At 63.2% G+C, this 18,452-nt stretch carries 9 protein-coding genes; 7 read left to right on the top strand and 2 right to left on the bottom strand.

What is annotated here, in order from left to right:
- Window positions 1–80 precede the first annotated feature (80 nt).
- Genes A3736_RS04860 through A3736_RS04850 form a run of 3 tightly spaced genes read left to right on the top strand, consistent with a single transcriptional unit; the run spans window position 81 to window position 3,454 of the window.
- On the top strand, window positions 81–821 hold the full coding sequence (locus A3736_RS04860) for a 2OG-Fe(II) oxygenase family protein (protein WP_067679920.1): 741 nt from the start codon (window positions 81–83) through the stop codon (window positions 819–821).
- Window positions 818–2,515 (top strand): tetratricopeptide repeat protein, encoded by a 1,698-nt coding sequence (locus A3736_RS04855; RefSeq protein WP_067679917.1) that lies wholly within the window; start codon window positions 818–820, stop codon window positions 2,513–2,515. The genes A3736_RS04860 and A3736_RS04855 overlap by 4 nt, the downstream gene beginning before the upstream one ends.
- Before the next feature lie 33 nt (window positions 2,516–2,548).
- Window positions 2,549–3,454, top strand: coding sequence for a class I SAM-dependent methyltransferase (locus A3736_RS04850; RefSeq protein ID WP_197465495.1), 906 nt, complete (start codon window positions 2,549–2,551; stop codon window positions 3,452–3,454).
- A gap of 125 nt (window positions 3,455–3,579) precedes the next feature.
- Here A3736_RS04850 and A3736_RS04845 read toward each other — a convergent pair whose 3' ends face one another.
- Window positions 3,580–6,501 (bottom strand): TonB-dependent receptor domain-containing protein, encoded by a 2,922-nt coding sequence (locus tag A3736_RS04845; protein ID WP_067679911.1) that lies wholly within the window; start codon window positions 6,499–6,501, stop codon window positions 3,580–3,582.
- Between the two features lie 148 nt (window positions 6,502–6,649).
- On the opposite strand from A3736_RS04845, the gene A3736_RS04840 reads away from it, so the two are divergent.
- Together A3736_RS04840 and A3736_RS04835 are read left to right on the top strand one after the other, a co-directional pair.
- On the top strand, window positions 6,650–7,345 hold the full coding sequence (locus A3736_RS04840; protein WP_156501980.1) for a hypothetical protein: 696 nt from the start codon (window positions 6,650–6,652) through the stop codon (window positions 7,343–7,345).
- A 224-nt stretch (window positions 7,346–7,569) separates the two neighbouring features.
- Window positions 7,570–10,806, top strand: coding sequence for a TonB-dependent receptor domain-containing protein (locus tag A3736_RS04835; protein WP_067679908.1), 3,237 nt, complete (start codon window positions 7,570–7,572; stop codon window positions 10,804–10,806).
- Between the two features lie 107 nt (window positions 10,807–10,913).
- Here the strand turns inward: A3736_RS04835 and clpB are convergent, their stop codons facing one another.
- The gene (gene clpB, locus A3736_RS04830; protein WP_067679905.1) at window positions 10,914–13,493 is read right to left on the bottom strand and encodes an ATP-dependent chaperone ClpB; all 2,580 of its coding nucleotides are present in this window, start codon (window positions 13,491–13,493) and stop codon (window positions 10,914–10,916) included.
- 210 nt (window positions 13,494–13,703) lie between these two features.
- Here clpB and A3736_RS04825 point away from each other — a divergent pair, with 210 nt between their 5' ends.
- Window positions 13,704–15,956 carry a penicillin acylase family protein gene (locus tag A3736_RS04825; protein WP_067679902.1) on the top strand — a complete coding sequence of 751 codons (2,253 nt, stop codon included), beginning with the start codon at window positions 13,704–13,706 and terminating at the stop codon, window positions 15,954–15,956.
- A 56-nt stretch (window positions 15,957–16,012) separates the two neighbouring features.
- Window positions 16,013–18,406 carry a pitrilysin family protein gene (locus A3736_RS04820; RefSeq protein WP_082851317.1) on the top strand — a complete coding sequence of 798 codons (2,394 nt, stop codon included), beginning with the start codon at window positions 16,013–16,015 and terminating at the stop codon, window positions 18,404–18,406.
- The last annotated feature ends 46 nt before the right edge of the window (window positions 18,407–18,452 follow it).

Here is an 18,452-nt window from a genome sequence, read left to right as displayed (position 1 = left end):
CGATCCGGTTTCCTATCGTGAGGGCGCTCGTGCCACCCGGTGCTTGCAATTGGCGCGGCGCCCGCCCTAGTCATCACGCCATGAGCGAAGCGATCAACATTTTCGAAGTCAACGGCACACTGGATACGGCAGGTCTCGCCGAAGAATTCGCCCGCAACCGCCGGATTCAGATCCGCAACGTGCTGACCGATCCGACGGCCGAGGCCCTGCGCGCGGCTCTGGCCCAGACCACCCCGTGGGGCATGGCGTTGCAGGCGGCGGATGGCGAACCGCAGGATTTCCGGGTGGAGGAACTGCGCCAGCAAGCGCACGCCCAGCGTGCTCAGGCGCTCAACAAGGAGGTTCACGAAGCGGCGGCGAAGGGGCATTACTCCTTCCGCTACGCCCGCTATCCCATGGTCAGGGCCTATCAGGAGGGGTGGAATCCCGGCGGGCTGCACGATGTGCTGATCGAATATATCAACACCGAACCCTTTCTCGAACTGGTGCGTCAGGTCACGCGCATTCCAGAATTGAAGAAGGCGGATGGGCAGGCGACCCTGTTCGGCCCGCAACACTTCCTCGGCCTGCATCAGGACCAGCAGCTCGAGGAAGGGTGGCGCATCGCCTATGTGCTCAACATGACAGCCTTGGAATGGCGGCCCGACTGGGGCGGTTATCTGCTGTTCTTCGACGACGATGGAGACGTGATCGAAGGCTATATGCCGCGCTTCAACACGCTCAACCTGTTCGCCGTGCCCCAGCATCACGCGGTCAGTTTCGTTCCCCCTTTCGCGCCGCAGGGCCGGATCGCGATCAGCGGCTGGTTCCGCGACCAGTGAGCAGTCAATCCCCGCGGCAATGGCTCGAACAGGCCGGAGCCGCGGAACGGCGGGGCGAGCGGGCAGAGGCGCTCGCCGTGATCGCGCAGGCCGTCGCAGACCATCCGCGCGACGCCGCTCTTATCAACGATGCCGGTTCGCTGGCCCAGCGGCTCGGCGAGTATGCGCTGGCGGAGGCAAGGTTCGCGGCCGCTCTGGCGCTCGCTCCCGATAACACCGATTTCGCCGTCAACCGTGCCATCGCTCTGACGGCGCTCGGCAGACCGCGCGAGGCAGTGCGAATATTGCATCCGCTCGAGACTTCTGGAGAGCGGATCGCGCGCTATTGGTCGGTGCGCGCCAATGCGGAGCGCGCGGCGGGCATGGCGGCGCAGGCCGGTCGATCCTACGATCGCTGCCTCGCCCTTCAGCCGAACCATCCCCGCGCCCTGCACGGAAGGGCGCGCATCGCGATCGAGCGCGGAGAAGGGGATGCAGTGGCCCGCTTCGATCGCGCGCTCGCCGCCAATCCGCGCGATGCGGATCTCTGGCTTGGAAAGGCGCAAGCGCTGGACGTGGCGGGAGACGTGGCGGGCGCGCGCGACCTCGTCCAGCAGATCCTGGCACAGGCCCCCGGCTGGATGGACGGCCTGCGCCTGATGGCGCAGCTGAACCTCGCGCAGGGACGCCCCGAATTCGCCGAGCATTACGCGGAAGCCGCCGCCCGCGCGCCGGACAACCCTGCCATCCCCGTCGCGCACGCAAACCTGCTCGCGGTCCACGATCGCTTCACGCAAGCCGCAGACATCGCGACCGAAGCGCGCCGCCGCTTTCCAAACGATCCCTCGCTCGCTCTGCTCGAAGCGAGCTACGCCGCGTCGGGCGGAGACGATGAGCGCGCCGAAGCCCTGTTTGCCGCGCTGGATTCGGAGACGAGCGAACGCTGGTTGCAGGAAGCACGGCACGCTCTGCGCCTCATAGACGTCAGCCGCGCCCACGCTCTGCTCGACCGAGCCGAGGAGGAAACGCCGTGGAGCGTCAGCGGGTGGGCCCTGCGCGGCCTCGCCTGGCGCCTTTCGGACGATCCGCGGGCGGAATGGCTCTATCGTCCCGACGAAACGATCCGACCGCTCCCCCTTGGCGGGGCCGACGATCTGATCGAACGCGCCGTCGCGGTCCTGCGCGATCTTCACAAAAGTTCTCCCCTCCCGCTCGGTCAATCGCTGAGAGGCGGTACGCAGACACGCGGGCGCTTGTTCGATCGCACCGAGCCGGCTCTCGCGGAACTGCGCCAAGCTGTCGAAGGCGCGGTCGAACGCTATCGACAGGGCCTGCCCGAAGCGGATCCCGAACATCCGCTCCTTCGCCACCGCGATGCCGGTTTCGCTCTCGCCGGATCCTGGTCGGTTCGGCTGACCGGAGGAGGCGATTTTCACATCGCGCATATCCACCCGGAAGGCGTAATCTCGTCCGCGCTCTATCTCGTCGTGCCGGACGATGCGCATGGGCCAGATACAAGCGGCTGGCTCGAACTCGGCCGCCCGCCGCCCGACATACGCCTCGACCTTCCCCCCATAGCGACGATCCAGCCCGAACCAGGCCGGCTGGCGCTGTTTCCCAGCTATCTCTTTCATGGCACCACGCCCTTCGACAGGGCCGAACGGATTACGGTCGCCTTCGATGGCGTGCCGCGCGACAAGGGGCCGTCAAACTGAGCGGCCCGAGAACCGCATATGGGGGAGAACGATATGGCGCAGGCAAGCGAACAGGCGGCGTGGAACATGTTCTGGGAACAGAACGCGCGCGGTGGATCATCCGGCTGCCTCCCGCATAGCCGGCAGGCCATTGAACAGGCACAGAAAAAGGCCTGGCAGGCTTTCGCAGCCCAGATCTCGAAAAATGCCAAACTGCTCGATCTGGCGACCGGCGACGGCCGCGTACCCGCATGGATCGGCGCGGACCGTGCCGATCTGGAATGCCACGGGGTCGATCTGGCACCCAGCCTGCCCCCGGCCCCGCCGGGCGTTACGGTGCGCGGTCGGGTGCCGATGGAGGAGCTGCCATTCGAGGCTGCGAGCTTCGATGTGGTGACCAGCCAGTTCGGGTTCGAATATGGGGACACCGCCCGCGTCGCGACCGAGATCGCGCGAGTGCTCAAGCCGGGCGGAAGGATCGGGCTGATGATGCACCGTGGGGACGGGCCGATCGTCGCGCATAACCGCACTCGGCGGGCCCAGCTCGAATGGGCGTTAGAGGAAAAGGCGATTGTGGCGAAGACGCGTCAGTCGATCGGCACTGGGTCCGACCTTTCGCCTGCCCTGCCCTATGCGACCGAAACCGCCCAAAAAGGGCTGGAGCAGTTTGGTGAGAGTTCACCCGCATGGGAAATCCCCGAGGCCGTTCGACGCACTCTGCTGATGGGCGCGCGCGCGGGACGGCAATTCGTACTCGACACGCTAAACGCGATCGAGGCGCAGGCAGGAAACGAGATCGGCCGCATAAAGGCCCTGATCCGCGCTAGCGCCGTGGCCGACGATCGCCAGACGATCGAGGATCGCTTCGCATCGACCGGCATAGAACTGGTCGATGCCAAGACGATCGAAGACGAGACGGGCAACGCCTTTGCTGATTTTGTGGTGCTGACCAAAGCCTGAACCAACCGGCATGCTCAGGACCAGACCCGGCTTGGCGGTCTGATTTTGGCTCGATGACACAAAAAAGGGCGGCGGACCGAAGTCCGCCGCCCCTCTTTGTTCGTGGAGCTTGCGCTTCCCGTTTCTTAGAACTTGAAGTTCGCCGAAACGAAGAAGTCGCGGCCAAGCACGTCATAGGTGCTCGGATAGGTGTTCGCCTGCTCCTGGTTGTCGCCCAGCAACGTGCCATCGTTCTCACTGGAGACGAAGATGCCGTTGAAGGTCGGCGTCTGCGGCAGTTCGTCGAAGATGTTGTTCACACCGAAGGTAAACGTCGCACGTTCCGAAGCGGCAAACGAGAAGGTCAGATCGAACAGATCGTAGGCCGGAATTTCTTCGACGCCGTTGAAGGCTGCATAATCGACACTGTCATCGTCGTCCGCAACCGACGACAGGTGCCGCCAGCGGATCGAGGTGGTCAGCGGACCATCGATGAACGAGGCACGCGACGTCCACTTGAAGGTCGGCCGCGGTTCGCCGCAATTCGCACCGAACTGACCTTCACACTCGAGCAGGTCCGCACCCGGGAACGCCAGGAAGTCGAAGCTTTCGGTCCAGGTACCCAGGAACGAGATGTTGAAGTCCTGCTCGCCCGTATCCGTGAAGATCGAGAACGGCACGCTGGTGCTGTAGCTGACTTCAAGGTCGATGCCCGACGTTTCGAACGAAGCGATGTTCTGACCGCCAAGCAGCGGCGGATTGGCTTCGGTGATGACGCCGGCGCTGTTGCGGATCGGGCCATTGCCGAAGAACGGACCGCAGACGCCGCTATCCGGATCTTGGACCTGATTGAAGCACAGGTCGAAGCTCTGAGCGAGCGAGATCGTGGTGATCGCGTCTTCGATTTCGATGTTGAAGTAGTCCGCCGTGAGCGTGAAGCCCGGAACGAAGGACGGCTGGAGCACGACACCGAAGGTGTAGCTGGTCGAGGTTTCTTCTTCCAGGGCGGGGTTACCACCGAAGAGTGAAGGAATCTGCGTGTTCAGCTGAATGGCCGGATCGCCGAGGCTGCCTGCCGGAACACCGTTGGCAAGACAGATATCGCGCAGGCCGCCGGACGTTGCGCCCGCCGTGGTGCACGGATCGGTCGCGCCCGGGAAGCCGATCGCCTGACCGCCGAACAGTTCGCCCACGTTCGGAGCGCGAACCGCACGCTGATACTGACCACGCAGGATCACATCACGGATCGGAGCGAATTCGACGCCACCGGCGTAGGTCCACACGCCACCGACTGCGTCGAGCGAGTAGTCGGAGTAACGCGCCGCACCCGAAAGCTCGAGACGGGCACTGCCGAACTCGACCGGGATGTTGAGCTCGGCGAAGACTTCCTTGACGTCGTATTCGCCCTGGGTCGCTTCACCGGCGTTGAAGCCGATAACATCGCCCGAAGCCAGCGCGGTGTCGGGAATGAATTCCGACGTCACCTTGCGGTATTCCGTACCGATGGCGAAAGCGACCGGTTCGGCAGTGCCGAGGGCGAAATCTCCGAGCGTGCCGGAGATGGCGGCGTTGACGACCTGCTGGGTCGAGATATCGCCGTTCTGTGCCAGGATCGAAATCTGGTCGACGGCTGCGGGCGTAAGGGTGCCCGGGCCGAAGATGTTGATCGCCGGATCCGTACCGTCGAGGCCACGCTGGAAAGCCGAGCGCGAGATATTGCCCTGCTGGACGTTGGCGTTCCGCGTACGCGAGAACATGTAGTACGCGTCGTAGTCCAGGTACGATCCGATCGGGCCGGTTGCACCGCCGAGCACGCGGAAGGCGTTACGCTCGTCGAGGCTGTTACGCGAACCGGTTTCGACCGTGCGGCGCTGCAGGAAGAGGTCGATATTGTCGGGATCGCCATCGGTTTCGGTCGCATTGAGCTGGACCAGCTGCGCGAAGTCTTCCGCAGACAGGAACGGCTGAACGGTCGCCAGGTTGACGGTGAAGGTTCCGGTGACAGGCGTCGCCGCCAGTTCCTGCGCCACGCGATTGTTGACGTAGGTGACTTCCGTATACGCACGATGACCGCCGCCGATTTCGTAATCGGCATAACCACCGATCAGGTAACGCTCTTGCGGCAGCTGCAGGTAGTTGACGGGTGCGTAGTTATAGGTGTCGCCAGCGCGGGTACGGAACTGGCCGGGCGTGTCATCGAACACAACCGCGCGGTTCGCCGCGAATTCGGTTCCGGCACGATTGCCGTCCCCGAAGTAACGGATCACGCCATTCGGGAGCGTCGAGGAACCGAACTGCTGCTGGTTCTCACCGAAGGTTTCGCCGCCGAGAGCAAAGTTCGAAAAGCCGCGATCGCCCTGGAACACAGAATCACGATTGTAGTATTCACCGTAGACGGTGGCCGAGCCACGTCCGTCGGCGAAGCTGGTGCCGATAGCACCATGAATTTCATAGCGACGGCCATCGCCACGCTCGGTAAGCGAATACTGTCCGCCAACTTCGATACCTTCGACCTGACGAAGGCGGAAGTTGACGACGCCGGAGAGCGCGTCCGAACCATAAACCGCAGATGCACCGCCGGTCACGACATCGACGCCGTCAAGCAGGAAGGACGGGATCGTGTTCAAGTCGACGACCTGCGCGGTGTCGTACGACAGCCAGCGACGGCCGTTAACGAGCACCAGAGTACGAGCCGAGCCGAGACCACGAAGGTTCAGCGTGGCGGTACCGTTACCGGGATTGTTCGAGAACGACGTCGTACCCGGAACAACCTGCGGCAGGGTGTTGATCACGTTTTCGACGTTGACCGTACCGGAGAGTTGGAATTCCTCGTCGTTGACGACGGCGATCGGAGCTGCGGTTTCGACGTTGCGGCGCGCGATGCGCGAACCGGTGACAACGATCAGACCTTCGGCTTCATCGGGAGCGGCCTGAAGGGCGGGCTCCTGATCGGTCAGGTCATCGGTGTTGTTGGTGGCGGTAGTCTGAGCCGCCAGCGGAGCGGCCATCATGGCACCCGCCATGATGGTGCCGGTCAGCAAGGAGGCCTTGGTGAAGCGATAAGACATTGCAATCCCCTCATATGCGGGAGGCCGGAGGGCGTCCCGATCGCATGAAAACGGATTCAGACATGTGTCCGAATAGGGGCCCTCTATGATAAGGCGCTCGTATCGGGCAATGCATCCCACACCTTCGCAGATGCGGAAGCTTTCGAGTGTGACATTCGAGAGACACCGACTGCACCCCCTCTCCGAGGTCGCCGGGGATAGGCATAGTCGAATTTTAGAAAAGCATTTAAGGCGTTACAGCTCTGATGGAGATTTACGAATGACCCGCGCCATGAACGTCGCAGCCGAAAGCACCGAACCCTCTCTCATCCTTTCGCGACCCAGCACACGTTCTGCCGCGGCGATGCTTCTATTCGCCAGCCTCGCTTTCGCCTCGCCGATCGCAGCTCAAGATGGCACTGGAGAGAAGGATTTGCTCGCAGAACTGCAAGCCTGTCGCTCGATAGCGGTGCCGGCGGAGCGCCTCGCATGCTTCGACCGTGCTTCGGCTACGCTCGTCGAGGCGCGTGACAGCGGCGAGGTGCGCCTCGTCGATCGCGAGGAGATCCAGCAGACTCGGCGCGGCCTGTTCGGCTTCACCCTGCCCAAACTCGACATCTTCGGCAGCGGGAATGACGATGAAATCGACATGCTGGAATCGACGATAACCGGGGTCAGCCGCTATGGTCGCAACGGCTACCGGATCAAGATCGAGGAAGGAAGCGTCTGGCAAATCGACAGCGCTCCTTCGCGCCTTCGCATGCCCAGGCCGGGAGACGAGATCGTGCTTAAGAAGGCCTCGCTTGGATCCTTCTTCATTCGAATCGCTGGCCAGATCGGCGTGAAGGGGAAGCGCGTGGAATGAACGCGCCCCCGTCCGATAGAGGGCTGGGCAACGGATCAGCCTGTGCAGCGATCCGGTATTTCAGCAAGCGCCACGCAAGGGTGTTGCAATTGTGTTACTGATACCGTGCAATCATGCCGGTCATGCAGCATTCATCACCGCCGCGCTTGCCTTGCCTCTCGCCTCTATGCTTGTGTCCTCAGGCGGGTCGGAGCAGACCGACCTTCTTGTAGGGGATAATCCAGATGAAAACCACCTTCGCCACCGCGCGAGGCCGCGCCCTTCTTTGCGCGGGCGCAAGTTTTGCCGCACTAGCCCTTTCCACACCTGCATTCGCCCAGAATGCCGAAGACGACGGTACCGTCACTCCGGATTGCGCCGATGTGGACAATGATGGCGAATGCGATCCGTCCGCCGATGCCGGTGCGGGCGCGACGAGCAGCGGTCTGATCATCGTGTCCGGTACGCGTATCGCGCGGCCGAACCTCGACTCGCCGGTTCCCGTCACCTCGGTCGAGGCGTCGGAAATCCTCGACGATGGCGCCATCTCGCTCGGCGACGCGCTGAACGACCTTCCCTCGCTGCGTTCAACGTTCTCCTCGTCGAACTCGCAGCGCTTCATCGGCACGACCGGTGTGAACTTCCTCGATCTTCGCGGCCTTGGAACGAGCCGCACGCTGGTCCTCGTCAACGGTCGTCGCCACGTCACGTCGAGCGCGGGCGACTTCCAGGTCGACGTCAACACCATTCCCTTCGAACTGCTCGAGCGGACCGACATCATCACGGGTGGCTCTTCGGCCGTGTACGGTTCGGACGCCATCGCCGGGGTGGTGAACTTCATTCTCAAGCGCGATTTCGAAGGCCTTGAACTGAACGCCCAGGCCGGCATTTCCGAGCGTGGCGACAATGGCCGGTATTCCACCAGCCTCGCCTTCGGTCGCAATTTCGCGGACGGTCGCGGCAACATCGCCCTCGTCGGCGAATACAGCAAGATCGAAAGCGTCCTGAATTCGCAGCGCCCCGAAATTTCGGGCTTCGGACGGGGTTTCCGGTCCTTCATCACGGTCGATAGCGACACCGAACTGACCAATTCGGACGGCAACCCCGACACGATCCTCGCCGATCGTCTGGTGTATGACTTCATCTCCGAAGGCGGTACGGTCGCTTCGTTCTGTCGTCGCGGCTTCGAAGCTCGTCAGCCCACCAGCTGCCCGACCGGCAATTCCTTCGGACGGTATCGCTTCGGTCAAGACGGCCGTCTCTTCTACGAGACCAATGGCCCGATTTTCGGTAGCTTCACGCAAGGCGGGACCGGTTCCACTCTCTCGGACGGTTCGCTTATTCCCGACATCGAACGCTACAACATCAATCTGCTCACCCATTTCGATGTCAGCGATGCGTTCCGCCCCTACCTCGAAGCGAAATATGCTCGCATCGAAGCCCTCGGCCAGGGTACGCCGACCTTCTTCAACAGCTTCTGTGGCGGCCTGAACGGCCTGTCGGGCCTCGATCCCAGCTGTACGAACGGCCTGACCTCCCCGCCCTTCTTCATCCGCTTCGACAATCCGTATCTGAACCCGGCCGATGCGGCGGTGATCCGGAACAACGTTCAGGGTGAACTGCTCCGGGCATTCGGTGCAGGTGGTTTGACAGCGGCATCGCAAGGCTTCTTCATCAATCGCAACAACAGCGATTTCGGCACCCGCAATGACAGCGTCGTGCGCGAAACCTATCGTGTGGTTGCCGGTGTCGAAGGCGATATCGCGGCCAACACGCGGTACGATGTTTCGTTCAATTACGGTCGGTTCGAAAGCGAGCTCCTCGCTCAGAACCAGATCATCTACCAGAACACCCGTAATGCTCTCGACGCCGTGCGTGCCCCGTCGGGCCAGATTGTCTGCCGTATCAATGCGGACGCCGATCCCAGCAATGACGATCCGGCCTGTTCGCCGCTCAATGTCCTCGGTGCCGGTGCTCCGAGCCAGGCCGCGCTCGATTACATTCTTGTCGACGCTGGGCTGAGTGAGCGTGCGGAACAGTACAACGCGCTCGCCTATATCAGCTCGGACAGCTCTTCGTTCTTCGAACTTCCCGGCGGGCCAATCGGCGCGGTTCTCGGCACCGAATGGCGCCGTGAAGAAGCCTTCTCCGAGCCCGACGAACTGTCGGCGAGCGGGGCGACGTTCTTCAACGCGTTCCAGGTGTTCGATCCTCCGGCACTCGAAGTGTTCGAAGTGTTCGGCGAACTCAGCCTGCCGCTGCTTGCCAACGTTCCGTTCTTCAACGAACTGACCGTTTCCGCAGCCGCTCGTTACTCGGACTACAATTCGGGTGCCGGCAACACCGGTGGTGTCTGGGCCTATAACGGCAACCTCGTCTGGGAGCCGGTCGACTCGCTGCGTCTGCGCGCGAACTATTCGCGTGCGGTTCGCTCGCCGACTCTGAGCAATTTGTTCTCGCCGCCGACGGAAAACTTTCTATTCCTGAACGATCCCTGCGACGCCGACAACATCCAGAACGGCACCGCCACCCGCGAAGCTAACTGCCGCGCCGCCGGTGTTCCGGTCGGGTTCCAGGATCCGGTGACGGGCAACCGTTCCGTGCTCCAGGGCGGTAACGATCTGCTCGAAGCGGAAAAGTCGGACAGCTACACCATCGGTGCGATCTTCCAGCCGGACTTCCTTCCCGGGTTCACCGCCTCGGTCGATTACTACAATATCGAGGTGGAAAGCGTCATCGCGAACATCAGCGGTCAGCAGATCCTGACCAACTGTTTCGATGCGCCGTCGCTGGACAACCGGTTCTGCCCGCTGATCGCTCCGCGTCTGCCCGATGGCTCGCTTGCGAACACCAATGCGATCAACATCGCGCCGATCAACTACGCGAACCTGACCGCCGAAGGCATCGACTTCGACGTTCGGTACACGAAGACGTTCGACAATGACGATCGGATCAGCTTCCGCGTCTTGGCCACCCACGTCATCGACCGGACGAATTTCCTCGACGTCGACAATCCCGATCTGCCGAATATCGTCAAAGGCGAACTCGGCGATCCGGAGTGGCAGTTCAACTTCAACGCGTCGTATCAGACCGGACCGATCTCGTTCAGCTATAGCTGGCGCTGGATCGACTCGCAGTACATCGGAGCTGCCGAAAACTACATCCCGTACACCACGGAATGTATTTCGGACGGTGCCGGTGGCGGCGTAATACCGCGCACCACCACTAGCTGTACGGTCGGCGAATTGGTGACGGCGCCGCCGGCCAATCCGGACTTCACGGCTGAGCGCAAGTATCCGGTCAAGGCGTTCCACGACATTCGCTTCGGTTACGACGTGAATGAAGAGTTCACCTTCTACGCCGGTGTCGACAACCTGACCGACGAACTCCCGCCCTTCGGCCTGACGGGCGCAGGCGCTGGATCGGGTATCTTCAGCAATACCGGTCGGTACTTCTATGCCGGGATCACCGCCGACTTCTAAGTCAGCCGGAGAGATCCGCTCAAAACCAAAAGGGCCCCGGGAGACCGGGGCCCTTTTTCGTTATTGCTTACGCAGTCGAGGGCGTGATGGTCGGAACGTCAGGCGTTTTACTCCACCGCCATCTCCAGCGCCCCGTCGCCTTCGTCGATCCTTACCGAGCTGCCATCGGGCACTTCACCGCGCAGCATCTTGTCGGCGAGGGGATCCTGTACGTAGCGCTGCACGGCGCGCTTCAACGGACGCGCGCCATACACCGGATCGTATCCGACCCTCCCAAGCCAGCGCTTCGCCGCATCGGTCAGGTCGAGCGTGATCTTGCGATCCTTCAGGAGCTTCTGGACCCGCACGACCTGGATTTCGACGATCGGGGCCATGTGATCCTGCCCGAGACGGTGGAACAGGATGATCTCGTCCAGCCGGTTGAGGAATTCGGGGCGGAAATGGCCGCGCACGACATCCATGACCTGCGGTTCGACATCCTCGACCTGCTGGTCGTCGGTCATCTGGGCAAGGAACTGGCTCCCGAGGTTCGAAGTCAGGATGATCAGCGTGTTCGAGAAATCGACCACCCTACCCTGCCCGTCCGTGAGGCGTCCGTCGTCTAGCACCTGCAACAGCACGTTGAAGACGTCGGAATGCGCCTTTTCGACCTCGTCGAAAAGCACCACCTGATAGGGACGCCGACGGACCGCTTCGGTCAGCACGCCACCTTCTTCGTAGCCGACATAGCCCGGAGGCGCGCCGATCAGGCGGGCAACGGCGTGCTTTTCCATGAACTCGCTCATGTCGATGCGCACCATCGCCTGGTCGTCGTCGAACAGGAACCTTGCGAGCGCCTTTGTCAGCTCGGTCTTGCCGACGCCGGTGGGGCCGAGAAACAGGAACGAGCCCAGCGGCCGGTTGGGATCCTGCAAACCCGCGCGCGCACGGCGCACCGCTTTCGACACCGCGTCGATCGCCTGCGATTGGCCGATCACCCGCTTGCCGAGAATCTCTTCCATCTGGAGCAATTTCTCGCGCTCGCCTTCGAGCATCCGGTCCATCGGAATACCCGTCCAGCGGCTGACGACGCCCGCGATGTCGTCCTCGGTCACTTCTTCCCTGAGAAGCGCGTTCTCGGTCTGGCCGGATGCTTCGTCGAGCTTCTTCTCAAGCTCGGGAATGCGCCCGTAGGACAGCTCGCCTGCCTTCGCGAGATCGCCCGCGCGCTGCGCCTGTTCCAGCTCGAGCCGCGCCGCATCCAGCTCTTCCTTGATCCGCGCTTCGGCATGGATCTTGTCGCGCTCGTTCTGCCAGCGCGTCGTCAATTCGCTCGACTGCTGTTCGAGCTCGGACAACTCCTTGCGCAGCGCCTCCAGCCGATCGCGGGACGCTGTGTCGCTCTCTTTCTGGAGCGCCTGCTCCTCGATCTTCAGCTGGATGATCCGCCGGTCGAGACCTTCGATCTCTTCGGGCTTCGATTCCACTTCCATACGGATGCGCGATGCCGCCTCGTCCATCAGGTCGATCGCCTTGTCGGGCAGGAAGCGGTTCTGGATGTAGCGGTTCGAAAGCTGCGCCGCCGCCACGATCGCGCCATCAGTGATGCGCACGCCGTGATGAAGCTCGTATTTCTCCTTGATGCCGCGCAGGATAGAGATCGTATCCTCGACGCTCGGCTCCTCGATATAGACGGGCTGGAACCGCCGCTGGAGCGCGGGATCCTTTTCGACATATTTCTGATATTCGTCGAGCGTGGTGGCGCCGATGCAATGCAACTCGCCGCGGCTGAGCGCTGGCTTCAACAGATTGCCCGCATCCATCGAGCCTTCGGATGCGCCCGCCCCGATCAGCGTGTGCATCTCGTCGATGAAGAGAATGATCTGCCCGTCCGCGCCCTTCACCTCGTCGAGCACGGCCTTCAGCCGCTCCTCGAACTCGCCGCGATATTTCGCGCCCGCGATGAGCGCGCCCAGATCGAGCGACATCAGCGTGCGGTTCTTCAAGCTGTCCGGCACGTCGCCATTGGCGATCCGCAGGGCAAGCCCTTCCGCGATCGCGGTCTTGCCCGTGCCGGGTTCGCCGATCAGCGCCGGATTGTTCTTGGTGCGCCGGGCGAGGATCTGGACGGTGCGGCGGATTTCCTCGTCACGGCCGATTACCGGGTCCAGCTTGCCGTCGCGCGCCGCCTGCGTCAGGTCGCGTGCGTATTTCTCCATCGCATCATAGGCCTGTTCGGCATTGGCGCTGTCCGCGCGGCGCCCACCGCGCAATTCGGTGATCGCGGCCTCCAGCTTGGCCGGATCGACCTGCCCGGCCTTCAGTGCCTGCCCCGCCGAGGTCGTGGTGGCGAGCGCCAGCGCGACCAACAGCCGTTCCACCGTCACATAGGAATCGCCCGATTTCTGCGCAATCTGTTCGGCCTGGTCGAGCACGCGCACCGCATCGTTATCCAGCCCCGGCGTCGCCTGCGCGCCGCCGCCCGTAACCGCTGGAGTCTTTGCCAGCGCCGCGTCCAAATCGTCTTCCACCATGCGCGGCTGGCCGCCCGCACGTGCGATCAGGCCGGACGCCATGCCCTCGCTATCCTCGATCATCGCCTTGAGGAGATGCGCGGGGCTGATGCGCTGGTGGTTCATGCGGATCGCAACGGTCTGCGCGGCCTGGAGGAAGCCCTTGGCGCGGTCGGTGAACTTTTCGAGATTCATGGGCGGCTACCTTTGATGCTGTGTCCCGAACGATATGGTGTTGCCATTCCGCAACACAAGTGTGGTCTGTATATTTCCAGGCCACAGGGGGTGTGTTAGTCGAATATAGAACCTGCGCTTCGGCTGGACAGTCCCTCGGGCGAAAATTTTCCGGCACCGGGCTTGTTCCTGCGCTCCGCGCGTCTAGGCAGAGCGCGGGAGAGATATGCGATGAAAAGATGGTTGCCGCGCGTCGGCTTTGTCCTGCTGGTTTTGCTGATGGCGGCTTTCGTCGCTCTGGCTACGTGGGAGCCTTTCTTCGCCCGGCAGGATACCAGCGGCAGCTCGTCCGGCCGGATCTACAGCGCGGAAATCATCCGCGACGAATTCGGTGTGCCGCATATCTACGGCGAGACCGATGCCGACGTAGCCTATGGGGTGGCCATCGCCCATGCAGAGGACGATTTCTTCACGCTGCAGGATGTGATGGCGATGAGCCGCGGCCGCTATGGTGCGATCGCGGGAGAGGACGGGGCGCAGGTCGATTACGTCTATCACCTCCTCGACGCGCGCGGCACGGCGGAGCGGCGCTATCCCGACCTTCCCGCAGATACGCGTGCCCTGTTCGAAGCCTATGCCAGCGGCCTCAACCAGTTCGCCGCCGCGCATCCGGACGAACTCAAGATCGCCAATCTCTTCCCCGTCGACGGAACGGACGTGGCGGCAGGCTTCGCGCTGCGCCAGCCATTCTTCTTCGGGCTCAACAATATCATCGGGCCGCTGGTGGCGGGCGAGGACTTGCGGCCGGAATTCGGCCCGCCGATCGTGCCCGATCCCACTGCCGCAGACGACGGCATCCCGCCTGCCCGCGTGATCGAGGATACGGCGGACCACAGCGCCGCCGCCCGGCCCGAACCCGCTCGCGCGCCCCTCCCCCTCGGCAGGGACGGAGCGCTGGCGGGCTCCAACGCCTTCGCCATCGCGCCGGAGAAATCGGGTGGGCCCACTCTGCTCGTCTCCAATGCGCACCAGCCCTGGCGGGGCGGCGTCGCCTGGTACGAGCTGGTCGTCGAAAGCGGCGAAGGCTGGCATTATGCGGGCGCGAATTTCCCCGGCAGCCCGTTTCCCTTCCTCGGCCATAACGAGAATCTCGGCTGGACCAACACGGTCAACCGGCCCGACATGGTCGATGTCTACGAGCTCGTGATGGACGATAGCGGCACGCGCTACCGCCTCGGCGACCGCTGGCTCGAACTCGAGGAGAAGACCGTCACTCTCCCGGTCAAGATGGGTCCGATGGTCCTGCCGATCCGCCGCACGGTCTATCGCAGCGTCCACGGGCCGGTCATCAAGAACGACAGGGGCGTCTTCGCCTTCCGCTATGGCGGGATCGACAATCTCGGCCAACTCGATGCGTATTACCGGCTGAACAAGGCAGAGGATTTCGAGGAATGGGAGAGCGTGCTGGCGCGCATGGACATCCCCAGCACCAATTTCATCTACGGCGATCGCGAGGGCAATATCGCCTATATCTACAACGCCGCTCTGCCCGACCGGAAGCCGGGCGTGGACTGGCGCAGCATCCTTCCCGGTGACGATCCCACGCTGATCTGGACCGGGCCGGTCGCCTACGACCGCCTGCCGCGCTATTTCAATCCGGCGAGCGGCTGGCTCTACAACGCGAATAATGCGCCCTACACCGCCGCCGGGCCGGGCAGCGACCTGTCGCCTGACGATTTCGCACCTGAACTGGGCGTCGAGACCAAGCAGACCAATCGGTCGCGCAGGGCCTGGAAGCTGATGAGCGAATCCAGCCTGATCGACCGATCGCGGCTGGAGGAGATCAAATACGACACGGGCTACGAGCGGACCGGCTATCTGGCGCGGATGTTCGAGGAAATGGCGGCGCTCGACCTGTCGGATGCGCCCGAGCTGGCCAAGGCGCGCGACCTGCTGCTGACCTGGGATTTCACCGCCGACAATGTCGGGAGCGCGGATGCCCTGGCCCTGCTGCTGGTCCGCGATTTCATGTCGTCGGAATACCAGAACAATCCCTGGCCCGATGCGCGCGAGGAACTGACCGAGGCAGTCGAGCATCTCCAGACTCATTTCGGGCGGATCGATCCGCCGATGGGCGATCTGCTTCGGCTGCGCCAGGGGCCGGGGCCCTATGCCGTCGATCTGCCGCTGGACGGAGGATCGGATACGCTGCGGGCATCCACCACCTGGGATGTCGCGGATGACGGGCGGCTCGCCGTGCGTCACGGGGACAGCTTCATCCAGTTCGTCGAATGGCAGGACGGGCGGCGAGTCCGTTCGGAATCGATCCAGCCCTTCGGCGCGGCGACCACGCGGCCCCGCAATGTGCATTTCACCGACCAGGCTACGCTGTTCGTCCAGCACCGCTTGAAGCCGGTGCATTTCTGGCGCGAGGATGTCCTCGCGAATGCCGCGTCTCGAAAGCGAGTGACGAATGCCCGCTGACGCGATACCTGTTTACCACGCTGCCAACTAGAACACGAAAAACCTTGGGGAAAATCATGCGCATCAAATCCATTCTCGCCGCGGGCGCTGCATCGCTCGTGCTCGCCGCCTGCACCACCACTGCAAGCGACATGGACATGGCGAGCACGCCCGCTGCCGCGACACCGATGGCCGATGCGGGCGACATGACCACCGCGGAGCCTGCCGAGCTCGCCTCGCTGATCGACGAGGTAGAAATTCCGTACGAGAAGTTCACGCTTCAGAACGGGCTCGACGTGATCGTCCATACCGACCGCAAGGCACCGATCGTGGCGGTCGCGGTGTGGTACAATGTCGGCTCGAAGGACGAGCCCAAGGGCGAAAGCGGCTTTGCCCACCTGTTCGAACATCTGATGTTCAATGGATCGGAAAACGCGCCGGAAGATTATTTCCAGTACCTGCAGGAAATGGGCGCCACCGATTACAACGGCACCACCAATTTCGACCGCACCAATTATTTCCAGACCGTCCCCACCGCCGCTCTCGAACGCGCGCTCTGGCTGGAAAGCGATCGCATGGGCTACCTGCTCGGCGCGGTGACGCAAGCGAAGCTCGATAACCAGCGCGGCGTCGTCCAGAACGAGAAGCGCCAGGGCGACAACCAGCCGGGCGGGCTCGTCTTCTACGAGATCGTCAACACGCTGTTCCCCGCGCCCCACCCCTACGATCACACGCCGATCGGTTCGATGGCCGATCTCGACGCGGCGACGATGGATACGGTGCAGAACTGGTTCCGCGACAATTACGGCCCGAACAACGCCACGCTGGTCCTCGCCGGCGACATCTCGCCCGAACAGGCGCGCCCGATGGTCGAGAAGTATTTCGGCCCGATCGCGCGCGGCCCGGTGAATGAGCCTGCGATGGCCGAAATCACCGAGCTTCCCGCCGATGTCCGCACGGTGATGAAGGATCAGGTGGCGGCCACCAATATCGCCAAATACTGGACCGCGCCCGGTATGCTCGATCGCGAACTGACCGCGCTCACCGTGGGGACGCAGATCCTGGGCGGCCTCGCCTCCAGCCGTCTCGACCAAGCGCTGGTGCGTGACGAGAAGCTGGCCGTCAGCGTTTCGGCGGGCAATTTCAGCTTCCAGCGCGTCGGCATTCTGAATGTCAGCGCCACGGCCCGTCCCGGCGTCGATCCGGCGCTGGTGGAAAAGCGCCTTAACGAGCTGGTCGCCGATTTCATCCGCACCGGCCCGACCGAAGACGAAGTGCGCCGTGCTGCTACCAGCACTGTCTCCAGCACGATCCGGGGCCTCGAACAGGTCGGCGGTTTCGGTGGCAAGGCGGTCACGCTGGCATCGGGCGAAGTGCTGGCCGACGATCCCGATTATTTCGCCAACCAGCTGGAAATCCTCGCCACGCTGACGCCGGGTGAAGTCCAGGCCGCGATGCAGCGCTGGATGACCCGCCCGGCGATGACTCTGGTCCTCGAACCGGGCGAGCGCGAAGGCAAATACGCCGAAGCCGCCTCTGTCGCCGCCGAGCCGACCGCTGCCGAAGAAGCGGCCGCCGAAGAGCAGATCACCGTCACCAAGGTCCGGCCCAAGCCGCCGATCTCCGGCACGGCGGAACTGGACTTCCCCGATGTCCAGCACGTCACGCTCGCCAATGGGATGCGCCTCAATTACGCGCAGCGCGACGCGGTGCCCGCGACCTATGTCACCATGTCCTTCGATGCGGGCAGCGCCGCCGATCCGCGCGGCAAGCGCGGGCTGGAATCGCTGGCGCTGGGCCTGTTCGACGAAGGCACCACCACCATGACCTCGCAGCAGATCGCCGAAGCGCGCGAGCGGCTCGGGGCCAGCATCTCGACGGGTGGCGGGGCCGATCGGTCGAGCTTCACCCTGTCCTCGCTCTCCGCGAACCTGGTGCCCTCGCTCGAATTGATGAGCGACATCATCCGCAACCCGGCCTTCGCCGAGGCGGAGATCGAGCGTGTCCGCAATCAGCAGCTCACGGGCATCCAGCAGGAACTCCGCACGCCGCAAAACATCGCGGTGCGCGCACTGGCACCGCTCGTCTACGGGGCGGACAACCCCTATGGCGGCCCGGGCAGCGGCACCACGGAATCGGTCGAGTCGATCACGCGCGCCGATATTATCGGCTTCAAGGATCGCTGGATCCGGCCCGATAACGGCCAGGTCTTCGTCGTTTCCGACCGTCCGTTGAACGAGATCGTCTCCGCGCTGAACGCCGTCTTCGGCGATTGGCAGGCTCCGAATGTGGCGAAGGGCACCAAAAGCTTTGGCAGCATGGCGGCCATGCCGACCGAGCCGCGCATCGTGCTGATCAACCGCCCGAACTCGCCGCAAAGCTTCATTCTGGGCGGCCAGCGCACGCCGGTCGATCCGCGTGAGCCGACCTATGTCGACTTCCTTAANGCGCGCGAGGAAATTGCCGCCTAGCGCGTTGTTGGCGTTAAGGAAGTCGACATAGGTCGGCTCACGCGGA

The sequence above is a fragment of the Erythrobacter sp. HI0063 genome (assembly GCF_001635685.1).
Classification (GTDB): Bacteria; Pseudomonadota; Alphaproteobacteria; order Sphingomonadales; family Sphingomonadaceae; genus Qipengyuania.
This window is presented reverse-complemented; position numbering and strand designations above follow the sequence as displayed.